This is a genomic window from Streptomyces sp. NPDC102283, assembly GCF_044766265.1.
Taxonomy (GTDB): Bacteria; Actinomycetota; Actinomycetes; order Streptomycetales; family Streptomycetaceae; genus Streptomyces.
The window spans coordinates 576796-594625 of record NZ_JBIWLQ010000001.1 but is presented as its reverse complement, the minus strand read 5'-3'; the positions used below and the strand labels follow the sequence as shown (position 1 = coordinate 594625).

The following is a 17830-nucleotide window of genomic DNA, read 5'->3' as shown; positions in this document are numbered from 1 at the left end:
GGAGTGGTGGTCACAGCTCCCCCATCCGGCGGATCACGGGGGCGACGCGTTGGACGCCCTGGCGGTAGGCGCCCCGGGCCGCGTTGCGGACGGTTTCGCGCACCGCGCCCCGGACCCGGCCGGGCTCCTGCGGTGCGGCCGCGCCGGGCAGGGGCGTGCCGTCGGGGGCCAGGTGGTGGCGGCCGAGGATGCCGGGGAGGTAGCCGGGGGCGGTGGCGGGTGTGTAGTAGGGGTCCAGTGGCGGGAGTTGGCCGGCGGAGAGGAGGGCGGTGACCTTGGCCCGGGCCGTGTCGTAGGCAGTGGCGTACGAGCCGTCGGCGGCGACGCCCTGGCCGGCCAGCCACTGGCCGTCGGGCCGGGGCCGGATCCCGCCGTCGAGCCGGTCCCAGGAGGTGAGGAGTCCGGAGCCGACGAAGTGGTGGTTGCCGAGCGTCTCGCGGACACCGAGGTCGGTGAGGACCGCGGTCGGGATGCGGCGGTGCAGGGACTCCAGCGCGGCCGTCGAGGAGACCGTGACCAGGAGGTCGGTGCGGTCCAGCACCTCGCCCATGTGCCCGTACACCAGGCGGAAGTTGGGCGGCAGACCGCCGGGCAGCCGCTGCGCGAGCTTCTGGTAGGGCAACTCCTCGATGTGCGTGGTGTGCTCGCCCGGCTTGGAGCGCAGCTTCAGCAGCACCTCGCGGCGCGGGTGCAGCCGGGCGTGCTCGACGAGCCTGCGCAGCAGGTACGTACGGTCGGCGCGGGAGGCCGGCACGGAGGGCTGGGCGGCGAACACCACCGTGTCGCGGCCCTCTTCGGGGCGGTACGGGGCTCCGCCCAGGAAGGGCAGGGCGGCCTCCGTCACGGCCGAGGCGTCGGCGCCCACCCCCTCGTACACCGCGCGGAAACGCTCCGCGTCGTGGGCCGAGTTGGCGAGGACGACGTCGGCGCCGTGGCGCAGGAGGAGTCCGTCGGCGAGCTTCTCGTAGACGACCCCGACGTATCCGGTGACGACGACGGGCCGGCGCGGCAGGCCGAGGGCGGCGAGGCCGTGCAGCATGGCCTGGACGCCGCCGCCGACGAGGGCGAGGACGACGAGGTCGTACCCCTCGTCGCGCACGGTGTGCAGGAACTCGACGGCGGTGACCTCGCGGACCCGCCCGGCGTCGATCCCGACCTCGCCGACCTCCGCGAGCTGGCGGGGCGTCGGGGTGGCCCGGCCGCGCAGCAGCAGCCCGCTGACCTCGACGGGCCGCGTGTCCGGGCCGTCCGCCCCGGCGGTCAGGCGGCGCGCGGTGAGCGCGCCCCATTTCCACCGGGTGTCGGAGTCGGCGAGGACGGCGACCCGCAGCGCCGGTCGGAGCGCGGCGGGGGTTTCGGCCGGTTCGGCCTCGTTGCTGGTACGTGGGGGCACGTCCTAGAAGTTAGGAAGGCATTTCGATGCGCGGCCCAACGTGATGGCAACAGATGGTTAACAGCGAGCCGACGATTGGGGGCGGGCCCGAATGCGCCCTCAATTCCCCCCGGGGAAAAGGTGATTCACCTGGACGACGGGCGTTGTTCACCTGCTGGGCGCATTGCGGAAAAGGAATGATCCGGAGCCGCACCTAACGTGATGCGCGTGGTTAAGCTCTCCGTCATCGTGCCGTTCTTCAACGTGCAGGCCTACGCGCCCGACACCCTCAGAAGTCTGCGGGCCAATGCCCGCGAGGACTTCGAGTTCCTTCTCGTCGACGACTGTTCGACCGACGGGACACCCCGGCTGCTGCGCCGGGCCGCCGACGAGATCCCGGGGGCCGTAGCTCTGCGGCACGAGGTGAACGGCGGTCTGGCGACCGCCCGCAACACCGGTCTGGAGGCCGCCCGCGGCGAGTACATCGCCTTCCTGGACGGCGACGACTGGCTGGCCCCCGGGCACTACGAGCGGCTGGTGGCCCGGACCGAGGCGCTGGGCTGCGACTTCGTGCGCACCGACCACGTCCGGGCGAACGGCAAGTCGCGGACGGTGCGCCGGGTGCCGCACGGGCCGCACGGGGTGGTGAGCGACCCCCGGGCCGCGATCCTGCCCGCCCACCGCACCACGTCGGTGGACTACGCGTTCGCCTGGGCGGGCCTCTACCACCGGCGGCTGCTGGACCGGGGGCTGCTGCACTTCACCGACGGGCTGCGCACGGCCGAGGACCGGCCGTGGATCTGGCGGCTGCACCGGGAAGCGGATTCCTTCGCCGCCCTGGGCACGCTCAGCCATTTCTACCGGCGGGGGGTGGCCACGTCGCTGACCCAGATCGGCGATGTGCGCCAGCTCGATTTCCTGCGCGCTTTCGACCAGGTGATCGCCGAGACGGCCGCCGACCGTGACGCGGACGCCCTGTTGCCGAAGGCCGTACGCACGTATTGCGCGGTCATCGCCCACCATCTGGGCTCCCTCGACAAATTCGAACCGGCCGTGGCCGGCGAACTGAAGTCGCGCGGCGCGGCGGCCCTGGGACGCCTGCCGCAGGGGCTGCTGGACGAGGCTCTCGACGCCATGGACGTGACACGAGCGACCCGGGTGCGCAGGCTGCGCCGCCGTCCGGTCGCCGCGAAGGGGGCCTCGGCCGCATGACCATCCGGATCTTCCACGCCTCCTCGCCCGCCGCGACGGTGCTGCTCGCCGCGGCGATCGACGCGGGCTGCTTCACCGAACCCGACCGCCGGATCCTGCTGCTGTCCCGGACGGGGGCGGCCCCGGAGGCGGTCGCCGACGTCGCGGAGACCGCCGGTTTCGAGCGGCTGCGCGCCCGGTTCGACGAGGTCCTCTCGTGGAACGACGCGATCTTCCCCTTCCACCCGGCGGGCTGGACACCCCGGGCCGACGACGCCCCCTTGTGGGAACGCCACTTCCGGCGCGCCTGGGGTCTCGGCGACGAGGCGCTGGAGCTGGTCGTGGACTCCCCGCACGCCGGTCCCGCACGCGCCCTCACCCAGGTCTTCGCCGGCACCCCGGTCGATGTGTACGCGGAGGGGCCCGGCGGCTACGGCCCGACCGGGGAGAAGATCCCCGCGCTGACCGGGGTCCGGGTGCGGCAGCTGCTCCATCCGGACCTGATCCCGGGGGCGCGCCCGTTGTTGCTGGGCGAGTACGGGGTGGAGCCGCGGACCGTTCCCGCCGAGGCGATCACCAGGGTCATCGGCGAACTGGCGGACGCAGTTGGGGAGTTGCCCGCCGTCGAGGCGCCCGCGCTGCTGCTCGGGCAGGCTCTCGCGGGGGCCGGGATGATCCCGGCGGCCGAGGAGGCGGGGCTGCGGCTGGAGATGGTGCGCGGGGCCGCGGCCCTCGGCCACCGGCGGCTGGTGTTCGCGCCGGATCCGTACGCGCCGTGGGAGGATCCGGCGGCGCTGCGCGCCGAGGCTGACCGGCTGGGCGTCGAACTGACCGTACTGGAGCTCCCGTTGCCGGTACCTGCCGAAGTGCTGCTGCATCGACTGCGGCCCGCGCTGGTCGTCGGCTGCACCTCGGCCGCACTGTTCGGGGCGGCCCGGTTCCACGGCCTCCCGGTGGCGACCGTCGGCACGGGGCTCCTCCTGGAGCGTCTGACCCCGTACGAGAACGCCGAGCGGATACCGGCGACGCTCGCCGACGCCCTGCTGCCGGGGATCGGTGACGCGGAGGCGGTCGTCGCGCAGCCGCCGTACGCCGGGGTGGAGTTGGACGGTCTGCTCACGGCCGTCGGCTTCGCGATGCGGCCGAGGGTCCGCCCCGACCTGCGCCCGGCCGCCGAGCGCTATCTGTCCGCGCACCTGGACGACCGCACCTGGCGCTACTTCAAGCGCCGTCGCCTGGCCTCGCTCGCGCTCCCCGGAGTGGTCCCGGCCCGGCTGGCGTTCCTGCGCTCCAGCCCGACCCTGCGCCGGGTGGCCCGGCGGGCCAGGGCGTTGCGGGGCCGCCGGGGCTGAGGAGCGGCCGAGGAGGGGGGCCGGGGGCCGAGGCGCCCGCGCCCCGGTGGGCACGGCAGACGCGCGGGGCGGTCAGCCCAGCACCTTGCTCGCGCCCGCCCGGCCCCACAGCATGGCCGCGCCGAACGACAGGGCCGTCGTGGTCACCGTGATCCCGACCACGAGCGCCGCGGCGGCCGGGCCGCTCAGGTCCGCCCGGACGAAGGCGTCGGTGAGGACGCCGAGCACGAGCACGTGCACCAGGTAGGCCCCGAACGACGCGTCGGCCAGCCGGGTGAGCGCCGGGCGCATCCGCTCCGGGACACGCAGGCCGTGCAGGGAGATCAGGACGCCGCAGCCGAACAGGGCCACCAGGACATGGGCGTACGGGATCGCGTAGTGCACCTCGTGCTGGTACGCGATCACCCCGGCCAGTCCGCCCGCCGCGAGCAGCAGCCACGGAAGCCGCCTGCGGCCGAACGTCCCGGCCGGGGCGGCGAGCAGCAGCGCCCCGAGCACCGCGTAGATCAACTGGTACGGACCGAACGCCCAGCCGAAGCGGGGCAGTTCGCGGCCGGTGGCCTCGGCCAGGTCGCCGAAGAGCGACGGCGCGGACGCCAGGACCAGCAGCACCGCGCCGAGCCCCCACGGCCGCCTGCCCGACCTGACCAGCACCACCAGCCCCAGGACCATGATCACGGGGAGGTAGGCGTAGAGGTACCAGAGGTGGTAGGCGGGGCGGACCGAGGCGAACACGGAGTCCAGCGCCAGCTCGCCCACCGGGTCGTCGTTGGTTCCGCGCAGCCTGCCCCAGGCGAGGTGGAGCACGGTCCAGACGGCGAGGGGCACCACGATCCGCACGATGCGCCGCCGCAGCCGCGCGCCGTCCTTCGGCGGGGCCCCGACCAGGACCACCCAGCCGGCGATGGCGAAGAAGAGGGGCACGGCGAAGCGGCCGACGGAGTCGGCGGTCAGCCCGGCCCAGTAGGTGCCGGGCCCCTGCGAGGCCGTCCGGCCCACGGCGTTCACGAAGGCCGATCCGGCGTGCAGGCCGATCACGCCGACCGAGCAGAGCAGCCGGATCAGGTCGATGTCGTAGCGGTGTTCGCGGACGGGACGGGGCGCCTTGGGGACCGTCGGCGCATCGGCGGCGGGGGCGGGGGGTGTGGTCGGCATGGTCCTCAGGGGGTGGGCGGGGCGCACAGCGCGAATGCGGACGGGCTGGGTCCGGGCGTCACGCGCGGTCCCGGGGGCGGGTGACGTGGTCCTCGGCGGCGGACCGGGGCGCGGGGACCGCGCGGCCCGCGCCCGGACCTCCGAACGGGTCGGGCAGGCCGGTGAGTTCACGCAGTCGCGCGAGGTTGTCACGGGTCACCGACCAGAGCAGGTCCTGCCGGTCGTGGACGTCGGCCACCGCCGCCGGATGGTCGGCGAGGACCGTGCGGGCCCGTTCCGCGAGCCGGGCGCCGAGGGCGCGCTCGTGGACGGAGACGCCCCAGTCGGGGCGGTCGATGTCGGCCAGGAAGTAGGCCAGTTTGGGGTGCGAGACCAGGCTGATGACGGGGGTGCCGCAGCCGAAGGGGATCATCCCGGCGTGCCCGCGCATCCCGATCACCAGCCGGGTGCGCCGGTAGAGGTCCCGAACGGCGTCGTTGGAGAGCAGGTACAGGGGCTCCACGGGGAGGGTGAGGCCGTGCTCCCGGCGCAGGTCGTCGACGAAGCGTTCGTCGGCGGGCATGTGCGCGGCGTAACGGACCTCCGCCGACGCGGACACGGCCCGGATCGCCGCGGCCATCTCCGCGAGGAAGTGGCCGTAGTCGTGGCCGAAGCGGAGCCCGGCCCGGTCGTAGGCGCAGTTGACGAGCACGGTGTCCTCGCGCTCCGCCGGTTCGGCGAGGCGGGGGTCGAGGTGGCGGGCGACCGTGGTGGGGCAGGGCTGGTAGCGCACCTTCTCGCGCAGCGACTCGGGCAGCAGTTCCCTGACCCGTGCGACGGAGCCGTGGTTGCGCAGCCCGAAGAACGCGGACCGCTCGACCAGGGCCCGCAGGGAGGCGGCGAACCGCTCGCGGCGGTAGCGCTGGCCGTCGAAGACGTTGTAGCCGACGGCGAAGACCGCCAGCGGGGCGGTGATGCGGGCGAGGACGTCGTCGGGGATGTTCCACTGCCAGCCGCTGTTGCCGTTGGGCGCGGTGTCGGGGAGGAAGAGCCCGCCGCCGCCCACGATCACCGCCCGCCGGGCGTTGAGGCGTTCGAGGGAGGCCTCGTCGACCAGCAGGTGCGCGTGCTGCTCGTGCCAGCGGTCCGGGCCGGTGTCGGCCGTGAAGCAGGCGCGGACCGCTTCGGGCAGCACCTTGTCGCCCGCGTTCTCCTCGCCGTCCGCGAACAGGGCGACATGGGCCAGCTGTTCCTCGGGCCGGACGCTGACGGGTTTCCGCTCGGCTGTGGTCAGCTCGGACGTACGGGCGTACCAGGCACGGCAGTTGGCGTCGGTCGGGTCGGTCTCCAGGCCCGCGAGCGCATAGCCGCGGGCGTCCTCGGTGCGGCCGAGCAGCCAGGCCAGCCGGGCCAGTTGGCCGAAGGCGCGGGGGGCGAAGTCCGGCGAGGCGGTCGCCAGCAGCAGGTGCGTCTCGGCCTCCTCGTACCGGGACAGCGCCATCAGGCAGACGCCGAGCGTCTCGTGGCAGCGCGGCAGGTCGGGGCGGCCCGCGACGGCCTCGCTCAGCAGGGCGACGGCCCGGTCGTGGTGGCCGCGCCCCCGGTGGATCTCGGCGAGCTGCCGGACCAGGTCGATCGGCGGCCGGCGCCGGTCGGGGAACGGGAGCGCGAGGTGCAGCAGCAGGTCGGGGTGTTTGGCACCGGGGAGGGCGAGGAAGGCGGCCCGGAACGCCTCGTCGTCCAGGTCGAAACGGTCCCTGGCGGCCTGGGCGGGGGCGAGGCCGGTACGGGTCGCGGAAACGCCCGCGAAGTTCAGGACGACGACGTCCTCGGGGACCGGCAGGTCGTCGGTCAGCCGCCGCGCCCGGAAGTCGTCGCGGGGGTCCAGGGGTACGAGGAGGTCTTCCGGGATGTCCCCGGCGACGGGCGGCACCGGGCCGAGGTCCCGGCGCTGGATGACCAGCAGCCCGTCGCCGGGGACGCCGCCGCGCGGGTTTGGGGCGCCGTCGGGTCCGGGGCGCGGCACGGCGGCCACGCCCGTACGCAGTCTCAGCAGGGCGTCGAGCCGGCCGAGGACGACCATGGCGGGGGTGAGGGCGACCACGGTGTCGTACCCGTCGAGGCGGAACACGTCGTCGCGTCCGCCGGCCGGGCGCGGGACCAGCCGGGGGTGCAGCCGGCGGGCGGCGTCGAAGGCTGCGTCCGGCAGGCCGGGGTGCAGGACGACGACGTCCTCGCAGAGGGCCGGGTCGCTCAGCGCGAGGCTGCGCAGGAGGGTGTGGAGCCCGGGCAGTTCGTCCGCGCCGGTGAGGTGCGCGGCGAAGGCGATGCGGCGCTTTCCGGTGACGGCACGGCGGTCGTCGGCGGCGGTGGTCGCCGCGGGCACAGGGCCCGTTGTGGGTCCGGTCGCGGAATCGGGCGTGGAGTCGTTCGTCGTCATCTCAGGGTGATCCTCACCGCGGTGTCGTCCGTGTTCGCGGTCCGTGTCCCGATCCATTCCCGTTCGCGCGGGGACAGGGCCGCCGGGCCTTCGAACCCGATGAGGTCCACCCGGGCGGGGGTGCCCAGGAAGTCGAGGAGCCGCAGCACGGTGTACGCGGTGCTCGCGGGTCCCGCGCCGCCGGGCTCCTCGCCGGGCTTCTCGCCGAGCAGTGCCGGGTCGTGCAGCGGGCGGCGCAGCGTCGCGTCGCCGACGCGGCCCTGGGCGCCGGGGACCAGGCGGCTGCGCAGGGCGAGCCGCCAGTGCGGGAGCGGGTCGCCGAAGACCAGCCGGGCGCCCGCCCGCCGGTCCCAGCGGGGGCCCTTCCACGGGGTGTCGCCGCGCAGGGTGCAGGCGTGCAGGTCGGTGCGGGCGGCGGGGGCGGTGTGGCGCGGCTCGTCGCAGCGCACGACGAGGTCGTAGCCCTCGATCAGGGCGGCCAGCGGGCTGCCGGGCCGCCGCTCCTGCTCGGCGGTGCGCGGGGTGTCGGCGACCAGGCACACCGTGCGGCCCGCGACGAGCCGGCGCAGCCCGGGTACGCCGAGGGGCTCGGCCCCGCCCAGCAGCGGGTCGCCCATCGGGTCGCGGTCCGAGAGGCGGCGGTGCTCGGCGTAGAGAGCGGCGAGCCGGCGCACCGCCGGGTCCCCGGCCCCGTGCTCGGCGGTCCGGAGCCGGACGAGGTCGGTGAAGGCGGCGCGGGCCTCGGCGGCGGGCAGGTGGCGCGAGAGCCGGGCCGCGGCGCCGGAAGCCTCCGGGCCGGCCCCCGCCGTCTCCCGGAACAGCGCCAGCGCCTCGTCGATGCGGTCCCCGGCGGCGCGGAGGGTGGCGATCCGGCGTTCGACGTCGTGCGAGGCGGCGGTGTTCTGCTGGAGCGCGAGGTGGCGTCCGTACGCGGTGATCGCCTCCTCGCCCCGGCCGAGCGCGTCCAGGGCGTTGCCGCGCAGCCGCCAGGCGCCCTTGGAGCGGGCGCGCAGGGAGGTGGCCTCGTCGGCGAGGCCCAGGGCGAGGCGGGCCTCGTCCTCGCCCCCGCTGTCCAGGGCCTGGTGTCCGGTCCGCAGCAGCGCGTCGAACGCGTCGGCGCCCGGCGTGGAGCACGCGGTGGTCAGGGCGCCGATCGAGGCGATGAGCCGGGTGCGGCGGACGTCGGTGAGGGGGCCGGCGGCGGCGAGGGCGGCGAGGTGGTCGCCACAGAGCCGCAGGGCGGCCAGGAGCGCCGGGTCCGGTCCGCCGCCGGGGCGCCCCTGGGCCGGTGTTCCCGGCCGTCCCGCCATCGCACGTACTGACGTGAGCAGCCCGGTGAGGGTCTGGCCCATGCTCGTTCCGCCGTTCTGTGAGTCGGGCTGTGGGTCGGGCTGCGGGTCGGGCAGTGGGTCGGACAGTGGGTCGGGCAGTGGGTCGGACGCCGACCCGGGTCCGCGCCCCGGCCCCGGGTCAGAGGCCCAGGGTGCTGCGGGTGCGCCGTACGGTGCGGCGCAGCCGGACCGCCGCTCCCCGGGGGCCGCCGCCGGGCAGGGTGAGGCTCTGCAGGCGGCGGCGCTTGAAGTAGTGCTGGGTCGTGGGGTCGAGCCGCTCCCGCAGCCATGCCTCGGCGTCGGGGCGCAGCCCGGGGTTGAGCTTGGCCTGCATGCAGTAGCCGACGGTCCGCACCAGCGGGGCGAGGGTGTCCGGCGCGGTGCGCGGCAACAGGGGGACGGCCCCGGCACCGTGCGCGTCCAGGTCGGGCACGAGGTGGTCGGTGATCGTCAGCGGGACGCGGTTGCTGTTCTCGTACGGGGTGATGCGGTCGAGGACCAGGCGGGTGCCGACGCGGGCGACGGGGATGCCGTAGTAGGCCGCGGCGGTGAACATCGCGGTGGAGAAGCAGCCGACGACCAGGGTGGGCGAGCACCGCTCGTACAGCGTCTCCGCGAGCAGCGGGCCGTCCAGGGTGGTGAGCCGTACGCCGGCCTCGGCGGCGGCCTCGTCCAGGGCGCGGGAGTAGCCGGCCGGGGCGGTGGGGTGCGGCTTGAAGAGGATGGAGGTGTGCCCGGCGCGGGCGGCACCGCGCACCATCCGCACGTGCAGGTCCTCTTCCTCCTCCGGGGTGAGGATGTTGAGGGCGGCGAGGTACTGGCCGAGCAGCATCGCGGTGGGGGCGGCGGCCTCGGCGGCGGCGAGCTGCTTGTCCCCGTCGGCCGCGGCGGCGATCTCGGAGAGGACGGCGCGGAAGGCGTCGTCGGGGACGAGTTCCGGTTCGACGCCGGCCTCGGCGAGGAGCAGCGGGCGCAGCCCGGTGACCAGGTCGAGGTGGAGGACGCGCCGGATGCGGCAGGCGATGGACTGGGGCAGCCTGTTGCGGGTGGGGCCGTAGCTCATCAGGCCGTCGGCGTACACGTGGACGGCACTCTCGGAGAAGATCGCGGCCAGCGCGCGGGCCGGGTTGACCTGGATGGACTCGACGGCCAGGTCGACGGGTGCGTCGGGGGCGATGTCCCAGGCCAGGCGGAAGGCCCGCTGCCACAGGACGGTCTCCTCGGAGCGGGGGCCCCAGCCGCTGGGGTGGTGCGGGCTGATCGCCTCGTTCCAGTCGACGACGGCGTCGAAGCGGGCGGCGAGGGAGCCGTAACCGCGCATCTCCTCCAGCCGCAGGGCCGTCTCGGGGACGGCCGCGTTGTTGGAGACCAGCAGGATGCGGTGGCTGTCGAGGGCGCGGCCGAACTGTCCGGCGTCGAGCGCGGCGGCGAGGGTGGCCGCCCCGTACAGGGTGGACACCTGGAAGATCTGGGTGCGCGGGGGCGTACGTACGGAGGCGGGTACGGGCGTGGGTACGGACATCGGTCAGGCGGCCTTCTGCTTGGTGCGCAGACGGCTGAGGAGCGTGCCGCGCTTGTCGTCGATCATCGTCAGGGTGCGGTCGAGCACGTCCTGCGGCATCCGGCCCAGCGCGGCGGCCGACTCGGAGCGCAGCCGCCGGGCGGTGGCGGGCTCGTAGTCGTCGGCCTTCTCGTTGTGGAAGGCGATCATCGCGCAGTAGGTGCGGACGGCCTTCGGCAGCAGGACGTCCGCGTCCCGGTCCGCGCGCAGCTGGTCGAGCAGCGTGTCGTAGGCGGGGAAGAAGTCGAGCTGCCGGGAGTCCTTGATCTGGGTCAGGGAGGTGGTGACCCCGCGCCGGTAGAAGATGCCGTACAGCCCGAGCGCCGCGTAGGTGCGGGCGCGCAGATGGAGCTGCCAGATCCACAGCCGGTCCTCGGCGGTGCGCAGTTCGGTGGTGAAGCGCTGGGCGCCGTCGGCGAAGAGCCGCCGGTGGTAGATCCCGGCCCAGACGAACGGGTAGTCGACCATGGTCTCGCGCTCGGGCACCCCGATCCCGTCGCGGGGGTCCAGCAGGGTGTCCCGGAGGGGCGCGGGGGCGCGGCGCACGACCCGGGTGGTGCCGGTGGACTGGACGTGGTCGGTGCGGGCGAAGTCGCAGTCGAGGTCCTGGGCGGCGCGCACCAGCCGGTCCAGATGCCCGGGGGCGTACCAGTCGTCGCCGTCGAGGAAGGTGAGGTAGTCGCCCTCGGCGGCGTCGATGCCGCTGTTGCGGGCGGCCGCGATGCCGACGTTCGTACCGTGTCTGATCACCCGGGCGCGCGGCAGCCGCTCGGCCCAGTGGTCGACGATGTCCTGCGTGCCGTCGGTGGACGCGTCATCGACCAGCAGGAACTCGATGTCCGGGTCCGCGTTGCGGGCCAGGCTGCCCAGCGTGGTCGGAGCGTAGGGCGCGACATTGTGGAGCGGTACGACAACGGACAGTTTCGGCACGCGTGCCCTCGCCTTCGATCATGGTCCCGACAACCTAGTGAGACGGCGGGAGGATCGGGTGACGCCCGCCACGACAGCGGGTGAACTCTGCGCGTCCGCCGCATGACCGGGCACGCGCGCCGGAGAACGTCCCACGAGGGACGCTTGACCTCAACCTTGCTTGAGGTCCTACGTTCTGAGGCATGAACTACTCACACGACGACGCAGGACTCGCCCGCCAGCCGATCGGCTACTGGAGCTGGGCCGCGCACGAGGCGACGGTCACCCACATCCGGTCCGCGCTGGCCGAACACGGACTCACCCAGCCTCCCTGGTGGGTGCTCAATCAACTGGACGGTGCGGACGAGGAGGGGCGGGACCGGGCCGAGCTGGTCACCATGCTCAGCGGCTACCTCCACACCGGGGCGGACGGCATGGAGGAGGCCGTCGAGAGCCTCCTCGAACGGGGACTGGTCACCGAGGACTCCGGGACCCGGCTGCGGACCACCCCCGAGGGGCGGGCGCTGCGCGAGAAGGCGTACGCCCGGGTCGCGCGGGCGAGCGCGGAGATCCACGAGGGCATCCCCGAGGCGGAGTTCGTCGCCGCGCTGAAGGTGCTCCAGCGGATGATCCACAACGTCGGGGGAAAGGCCTGGCACCACTGAGGGCGCCCGGCTCCCCGCCCGTGCGCGCCTACACGCTGCTGAACGAGAGCTTGGCCGCGAACCCGAGGAACAGCACACCCGCCGCGGAAGTGGCCCCCGCCGACAGTCGCTTACGGCGTCGGAAGGCGGCGGCCAGGCGGGTGCCGCCGAAGATCAGCACCGAGAGGTACGCGAAGCTGGCGAGCTGGAGCAGCGTGCCGAGCACCAGGAACGACAGCGCCGGGTAGGCATAGCTCGGGTCGACGAACTGGACGAAGAAGGAGATCAGGAACAGGATCGCCTTCGGGTTGATCAGGCTGACCACCAGGGCCCGGCGGTAGGGCCTCTCCACGGGGGCCGTCGCCCCGGGAGTCCCGGGAGTCCCGGCTGCCCCAGCCGTCCCGGCCGTCCCGGCGTCCACCGTCTCCACCAGTTCGGCGGTACGCCGGTGCCGCTCGCGCCACAGGGACACGGCGGCCCGCAGCATCCCGATGGCCATCCAGGTCAGATAGGCCGCACCCGCGTACTTGACGATCGCGAAGAGCAGGGGCGTCGTCTGGAGCAGGGACGCGGCGCCGAGCGCGGAGAGCGTCATCAAGATGGCGTCCCCGGTCCAGACGCCCGCGGCGGCCGTATAGCCGGTGCGCACGCCGCGCCGGGCGGCGACGGAGAGCACGTACAGCGAGTTCGGCCCCGGCAGAAGAACGATCAGCGCCAGACCGGCGAGATAAGTCGGAAGATCGGTGACACCCAGCATGGACGGAGTCTCGCACGCCCGTACGGGGTGTCGTCCAGGGGGCTTCACCAGGCGGTATCGGTGCTCCGGCGCCGCGCGGGAGAGGGGCGGGCCCGGCAGTCCGGACCCAGCCATGATCCACCGTGCGCCCCCTCGGGGGGCTGGACGCGCGCCTTGCGTCCGGCGGAGTATTCGGGGACCGGGCCGTACGGGAATTCCGTACCGGAGGCACCGGGCAGGCGGGCGAGTCGGGGGGACCGGGCATGACGGGCACGGACAGCGGGTGGGGCGGCCGGGGAGCGAGGGACACGTGCGGGGCGCGGGCCACTGAAGCGACACCGGGGCAGGGACCGGGGCCTGGACCGCGGCAGGGGCCGGGACCTGGACCGGGGCAGGGACCGGGGCCGCAGCAGTGGCCTGGTGCGGACGCCGGGCGGCGTGCGGGCGGCAGGGGCCAGGGGCGTCGTGTCGCCGCCGCTTCCCTCGTCGCGCTGGCCGCCCTCGCGACGGGATGCGAGCCCGGGACCGCCGAAGGGGCGCAGGACGTGCCGCCGCCGGTGCGGGCCACGCAGGCCGCCGCGCCGACCCCGAGCCCCTTCCTCACCGCCCCGGCCCCCGTGACCGAGGACGCGAAGCCCAGCACCGCACCGCCGCCCAGCCCGCCGGCGTCCACCGCCGCCCCGGCCCCGACGACGGCCCGGCCGGAGCCGAGCACCGCACCGCCGCCGCGCGTCCTGATGCGTACGGGGGCCGAGAGCGACCAGGTGCGGGAACTCCAGGCCCGGCTCCGCCAGATCGGCCACTTCGGGCGCAATCCCACCGGCTACTACGGCTCCGTCACCGCCGACTCCGTACGGTCCTTTCAGGCCAAGCGGGGGCTGCCGGTCACCGGAAGCACCGACACGGTCACCTGGCAGCGGCTGCTGGCCATGACCCGGGTGCCGACGGCCGCCGAGCTGGACCCGCCGACCGAGCGGCCGGTGGCCGCGCCGGACGAACGGTGTCTGAAGGGCCGGGTCCTGTGCATCAGCAAGAAGAGCCGGACCCTGGCGTGGATGAACGACGGCAAGGTCGTCTCCGCGATGGACGTGCGGTTCGGCTCGGAGTACACGCCCACCCGGGAGGGCGTGTTCGAGGTGTTCTGGAAGTCCCGGGACCACGTGTCGACGCTCTACGACACCCCGATGCCGTACGCCCTGTTCTTCAGCGGCGGCCAGGCGGTCCACTACTCCGCCGACTTCGCGGCCAACGGATACGGCGGCGCCTCGCACGGCTGCGTCAACGTGCGGGACAAGAAGAAGGTCGCGGCCCTGTTCGACCAGGTGAAGAACGGCGACAAGGTCGTCGTCTCCTGGTGATCCGGAACGGATGGTCCGCTGCCTGCCGCCGCCTGCCGCTGATCCGGCGTACGGCGGGCCGGCGGGCGAGGGAGGAGAGGGCGCGGGCGGGACCGGGGGAACGTGTCCCGCCCGCGCCGATGCGCTGAGCCGAAGGTACGGGGGGAACCCCGGCTCATTGCGCGGCCGATGACCAGTCGGCTCACTCTCTACTGCGCCCGGCCTCCGAAAAACGTCACACCTGACCGCCCGGGCCGCGCACGGGGAGCCTGGAACCGCAGGTCAGCGAGAGGTTCAGCTCACCAGCGGGCGGTTCAGGTCACCAGCGGGCGGTTCAGGTCATCAGCAGGCGGTTCTGGCCATCCATAGGAGAGCCGACCCGTCAGCAGGCCCGAGCCGGACCGTCAGCGGGCGAGTGCGGAGGCCTCGTCGGAGGTCTTCGGGAGCGGCGGGGCCCCGGTGTCCGTCCCTGCCTTCGCCTCCGGGGCCATGCCGGAGCGCGGTACGGGGTGGAAGGAGACGGGCGGCAGCGAGCCGCCGTTGCCGTTGCCCGGCCCGCTCTGATCGTCGTCGTCATCGTCGTCGTCCCCACCGCCACCGGAGCCGCCGTTCCCACCGTTTCCGCCACTGCCGCCACTTCCGCCGTCCTCGTCGAGGAGGCGGTCGCAGAAGCGCTCCAGGTTCTTCTCGCCCTTCGCGAAGCGGATCAGCCGCTGTCGGCTCCGGTCGTCCAGAGTCCCGTCGCGGAAGGCCTTGCAGGCCTTGACGGACTGCTCGTACCAGTTGCCGGACTCCGTGTCGTCGCCCGAGCCGCCGGGCCGTTCGTCCTGGCCGTCACCGCCCCCGGACATCTCCTCGCGACCCTCGCCGCCCGGCTGGTGCGGGCTGCCCGGGCGGTCCCCGCCGGGCTCCTGGCCGGTGTCGCCGGTTCGCGCGCCGTCGGGCTCCTCGGGCCCGTCGGACTCCCGGGTGGCGGGCGAGGAGTGTTCCTCCGGCTCGTCGGGCGAGGACGGGTCCGCCGGGGACGGCGGGTCCTCGGCGGCCCCGCCGGAGATCAGCGGCCCCGGGGTCACGGCGGCCGATACGGAGGTGGCGGGCGTGGGCGAGCCCTGTCCGCCGAAGGCTCCGGTGAACACGCCCGTGCCGGCGGCGACCGCCACCCCGCCGAGCGCGCATCCCGCCAGCGAGGCGACCAGGCCGAAGCGGACCGGTCGGCTCCAGCGCGGGCGGCGGGCCGGGGCGTCGGGGGCGGCACCGATGTGGACGGCGTGCAGCAGACCGGGCCGGCCGGGGACGGCGGCGCCCGCGGCACGGCCGGCGAGCCGGTCCACGCCGTTGCCGTGGCCGGCCTGCCGGAACGCGGCCAGGACCGCGTCCTCGCCGGGGAGTTCACCTGCCGGAGGCCGCAGCTCCGCACGAGCGGCGCCGAGCGCTTCGGCGAGCCGGATGGCGTCGGTGCGGGCCTCGTCGCCGACGGGGACGACCGGTTCGCCGCGGAGCAATCTCTCCGCCGCGTCCTTGTCAAGCCACTCGTAGTGCTCGTCGGCCATCACATGTCCTTCTGCGTCCACGGTCGCAAATGCGTCACACCGGGAGTGACTCCGGCGGGCGCGGCCGGACCGCCCCGCCCGGGGCGCTGCGCGGGCACGGCACCGAGCCCGGCGCCACCGCCCGTCTCCTGTCCAGCGCCGCCGTCGGCGCCCTGAGCCGGGTCCTGGTCCGGAGCCGGAACAGGAACCGGGGCCGGGGCCGGAGCCAGGGCAGGGGCAGAAGCCAGGGCAGGGGTGCCGTCCGAGGAGGCGCCGTCCGCGGGGAACCCGCCGTCGGCCCGGTTCGTCCCGGGATGCTCCGCGCCGAGGAGTTCGGCCAGTCGCTTGAGGCCGCGGTGGGCGGCGGTGCGTACGGCACCGGGCCGCTTGCCCAGGGTCTGCGCCGCGCTCTTCGCGTCGAGCCCGACGACCACCCGGAGCACGACGGCCTCGGCCTGGTCCTGCGGCAGCTGGGCGATGAGGGACATGGTGCGGTCGGTGTCCAGCGCCTCGATGGCGTCGCCCGCGGTGTCGGACTCGGCGGCCCGCGTGGTCAGCTCGGTCTCGTCGCCGCCGATCGCGGGGCGGCGGCTGCGCATCCGCAGGTGGTCCAGCGAGCGGTTGCGCGCGATCCGCGCGGCCCAGCCCCGGAACCGGTCGGCGTCACCGCTGAAACGGTCGAGGTCGCGCGCGATCTGCAGCCACGCCTCGGACGCCACGTCCTCGGCGTCCGGCTCCCCGACCAGCGTCCGTATGTAGCCCAACAACCTTGGCTGCACCGCGCGGTACACAGCACGGAAGGCGTCCTCGTCCCCGTCCTGTGCCGCGAGCACCGCGGCAGTCAGCTCCGCGTCGTCCCCCAGCACTCCCTCAACCCGCTCTGCCGTCCTCGATCGCAGCTGGTCAACTGCTGCGCAACCCTGCGCGAACCAGCACGCTACGTGCTCGGCGGGGGCCACGTCCATGACTTGTACAACCCGCAACAATTCGCCGCCCCGTCCTCCGGTGTGACAGAAAACGCAGTCATGGCGCTGAGATGAGTACGGGGTCGTGCTGCGACCCCGTGGAAGACGGCCGGGGCCTCTCCTGTGGGGGGTGGCGGCCCCGGTCGTCGCTCCAACACGTGCTCGCTCGACCTGGCGCTCTGTGGGCCGCCTACCTCCTCCGTGACCAACGGCGTGACCAACGCGCCGCGTATTGGGCGCGCAGGTCGTGGCTGACGGCGGCGAGGAGGGCGGTGCGGAAGCGGTTGCCCTCGGCGAAAGTGCGCGCCTCCTCGGCCCGGTCGGCCGGGCGCCGGCGGTCCAGCGCCACCGCTGCCTGGGCGGCGAAGGCTCCCAGGACCCGGCGGTCCTCGGCGGGCAGCGCCCGGCCGCTCAGGACCAGCGCCGGGTTCTCCCCCACGGGTATGTCGACGTCGGCGTCCCCGGGACGTTCGACGGGGCGGGCGCCGACAGCCGCCGTACAGGACCAGGGCTCGACCTCGGCCGTCCGCTCCAGGAGGGCGACGGAGTCCATGGCGAAGGTCTCGCGGACCCTCTCCAGCAGGGCCGACCGGACACCGGTGGGGTGCGCAGGTTCCGTACCCCACCGGTGTCCGGTGTCCGAAGCGGTTCCATCAACCCTGGGTCAGGTTCCTGAGCGCGGTGTTCAGCTCCAGGACGTTCACCCGGGGCTCCCCCATGAAGCCGAGCAGCCGGCCGCTGGTGTGGTCGGCGACGAGGCCCTCGACCTCCTTGACGTCGAGGCTGTTCCGCTCGGCTACCCGGTGGACCTGGAGTTCGGCGTACGCGGGTGAGATGTCGGGGTCCAGGCCGGAGCCGGAGGAGGTGACGGCGTCGGCGGGCACGTCCGCGGGCTTCACCTTGTACGTGGAGGTGGAGTTGTCCTTGACCACGGCCACCTTGGCGTCGGTCACCCACTGGATCAGTTCCTCGTTGTCACCGGATCGGTTGGTGGCTCCGGAGAGGATCAGGGAGTACCGCGTGTTGACGCTGTTGCTGCCGAGCCCGTTGGAGGGGCGCGGCTGGAACCACTTCAGGTCCGGGGCGGGTGACTCCTCGCCGTCCTCGATCGGGAGGTCGTACCGCTGTCCGATGAGGGAGGAGCCGACGACCCGGCCGCTCCCGTCCTTGATCTCGGAACCGTTGGCCCTGTCATTGAACAGGGCCTGGGCGACGCCGGTGACGGCGAGCGGGTAGAGGACCCCGCAGACCAGGGTGAGGACGAGCAGGGCGCGGAGTCCGGCCCCGAGCACGCGCACGGTGCTGCTGACGGAGTTGTTGGTCATGGCG

Annotated in this window: 14 protein-coding genes and 1 pseudogene; 4 read left to right on the top strand and 11 right to left on the bottom strand. The window is 74.3% G+C overall.

The window, feature by feature from the left end:
- Positions 1-10: 10 nt before the first annotated feature.
- Complete coding sequence (locus ACIRJT_RS02905; protein ID WP_403903607.1) at positions 11-1393, bottom strand: DUF6716 putative glycosyltransferase; 1383 nt, start codon at positions 1391-1393, stop codon at positions 11-13.
- A gap of 207 nt (positions 1394-1600) precedes the next feature.
- On the opposite strand from ACIRJT_RS02905, the gene ACIRJT_RS02900 reads away from it, so the two are divergent.
- On the top strand, positions 1601-2584 hold the full coding sequence (locus ACIRJT_RS02900; RefSeq protein ID WP_403903604.1) for a glycosyltransferase family 2 protein: 984 nt from the start codon (positions 1601-1603) through the stop codon (positions 2582-2584).
- A complete protein-coding gene (locus ACIRJT_RS02895; protein ID WP_403903601.1) occupies positions 2581-3915 on the top strand; it encodes a polysialyltransferase family glycosyltransferase in 1335 nt (444 codons plus the stop codon). The genes ACIRJT_RS02900 and ACIRJT_RS02895 overlap by 4 nt, the downstream gene beginning before the upstream one ends.
- A 72-nt stretch (positions 3916-3987) precedes the next feature.
- Here the strand turns inward: ACIRJT_RS02895 and ACIRJT_RS02890 are convergent, their stop codons facing one another.
- From ACIRJT_RS02890 to ACIRJT_RS02870, 5 genes are all read right to left on the bottom strand, one after another.
- Positions 3988-5070: an acyltransferase gene (locus ACIRJT_RS02890; RefSeq protein WP_403903598.1), complete on the bottom strand. Its 1083-nt coding sequence runs from the start codon at positions 5068-5070 to the stop codon at positions 3988-3990.
- Between the two features lie 58 nt (positions 5071-5128).
- Positions 5129-7489, bottom strand: a complete 2361-nt coding sequence (locus tag ACIRJT_RS02885; protein WP_403903596.1) for a polysaccharide pyruvyl transferase family protein — start codon at positions 7487-7489, stop codon at positions 5129-5131.
- A complete protein-coding gene (locus tag ACIRJT_RS02880) occupies positions 7486-8841 on the bottom strand; it encodes a hypothetical protein (protein ID WP_403903594.1) in 1356 nt (451 codons plus the stop codon). Before ACIRJT_RS02880 ends, ACIRJT_RS02885 begins: the two co-directional genes overlap by 4 nt.
- Positions 8842-8959: 118 nt before the next feature.
- Positions 8960-10342, bottom strand: coding sequence for a polysialyltransferase family glycosyltransferase (locus ACIRJT_RS02875; RefSeq protein WP_403903591.1), 1383 nt, complete (start codon positions 10340-10342; stop codon positions 8960-8962).
- A gap of 3 nt (positions 10343-10345) precedes the next feature.
- On the bottom strand, positions 10346-11311 hold the full coding sequence (locus ACIRJT_RS02870) for a glycosyltransferase family 2 protein (protein WP_403903588.1): 966 nt from the start codon (positions 11309-11311) through the stop codon (positions 10346-10348).
- A 182-nt stretch (positions 11312-11493) separates the two neighbouring features.
- On the opposite strand from ACIRJT_RS02870, the gene ACIRJT_RS02865 reads away from it, so the two are divergent.
- On the top strand, positions 11494-11955 hold the full coding sequence (locus ACIRJT_RS02865; RefSeq protein ID WP_403903587.1) for a MarR family winged helix-turn-helix transcriptional regulator: 462 nt from the start codon (positions 11494-11496) through the stop codon (positions 11953-11955).
- A 28-nt stretch (positions 11956-11983) separates the two neighbouring features.
- Here ACIRJT_RS02865 and leuE read toward each other — a convergent pair whose 3' ends face one another.
- Positions 11984-12691 carry a leucine efflux protein LeuE gene (gene leuE / locus ACIRJT_RS02860; RefSeq protein ID WP_403903586.1) on the bottom strand — a complete coding sequence of 236 codons (708 nt, stop codon included), beginning with the start codon at positions 12689-12691 and terminating at the stop codon, positions 11984-11986.
- Positions 12692-12933: 242 nt separating this feature from the next.
- Between leuE and ACIRJT_RS02855 the strand changes: the two genes are divergently transcribed.
- A complete protein-coding gene (locus ACIRJT_RS02855; protein WP_403903584.1) occupies positions 12934-14028 on the top strand; it encodes a L,D-transpeptidase family protein in 1095 nt (364 codons plus the stop codon).
- Between the two features lie 383 nt (positions 14029-14411).
- Here ACIRJT_RS02855 and ACIRJT_RS02850 read toward each other — a convergent pair whose 3' ends face one another.
- From ACIRJT_RS02850 to ACIRJT_RS02835, 4 genes and pseudogenes are all read right to left on the bottom strand, one after another.
- Positions 14412-15557: a hypothetical protein gene (locus tag ACIRJT_RS02850; RefSeq protein WP_403903581.1), complete on the bottom strand. Its 1146-nt coding sequence runs from the start codon at positions 15555-15557 to the stop codon at positions 14412-14414.
- Positions 15557-16402, bottom strand: coding sequence for an RNA polymerase sigma factor (locus ACIRJT_RS02845; RefSeq protein ID WP_403903578.1), 846 nt, complete (start codon positions 16400-16402; stop codon positions 15557-15559). The genes ACIRJT_RS02850 and ACIRJT_RS02845 overlap by 1 nt, the downstream gene beginning before the upstream one ends.
- 322 nt (positions 16403-16724) lie before the next feature.
- Positions 16725-17087: pseudogene (locus ACIRJT_RS02840) on the bottom strand (histidine kinase); the annotation flags it as partial.
- 67 nt (positions 17088-17154) lie between these two features.
- Entirely contained in the window at positions 17155-17826 is a 672-nt protein-coding gene (locus tag ACIRJT_RS02835; protein WP_403903575.1) for a potassium-transporting ATPase subunit C, read from the bottom strand.
- Between the last annotated feature and the right edge of the window lie 4 nt (positions 17827-17830).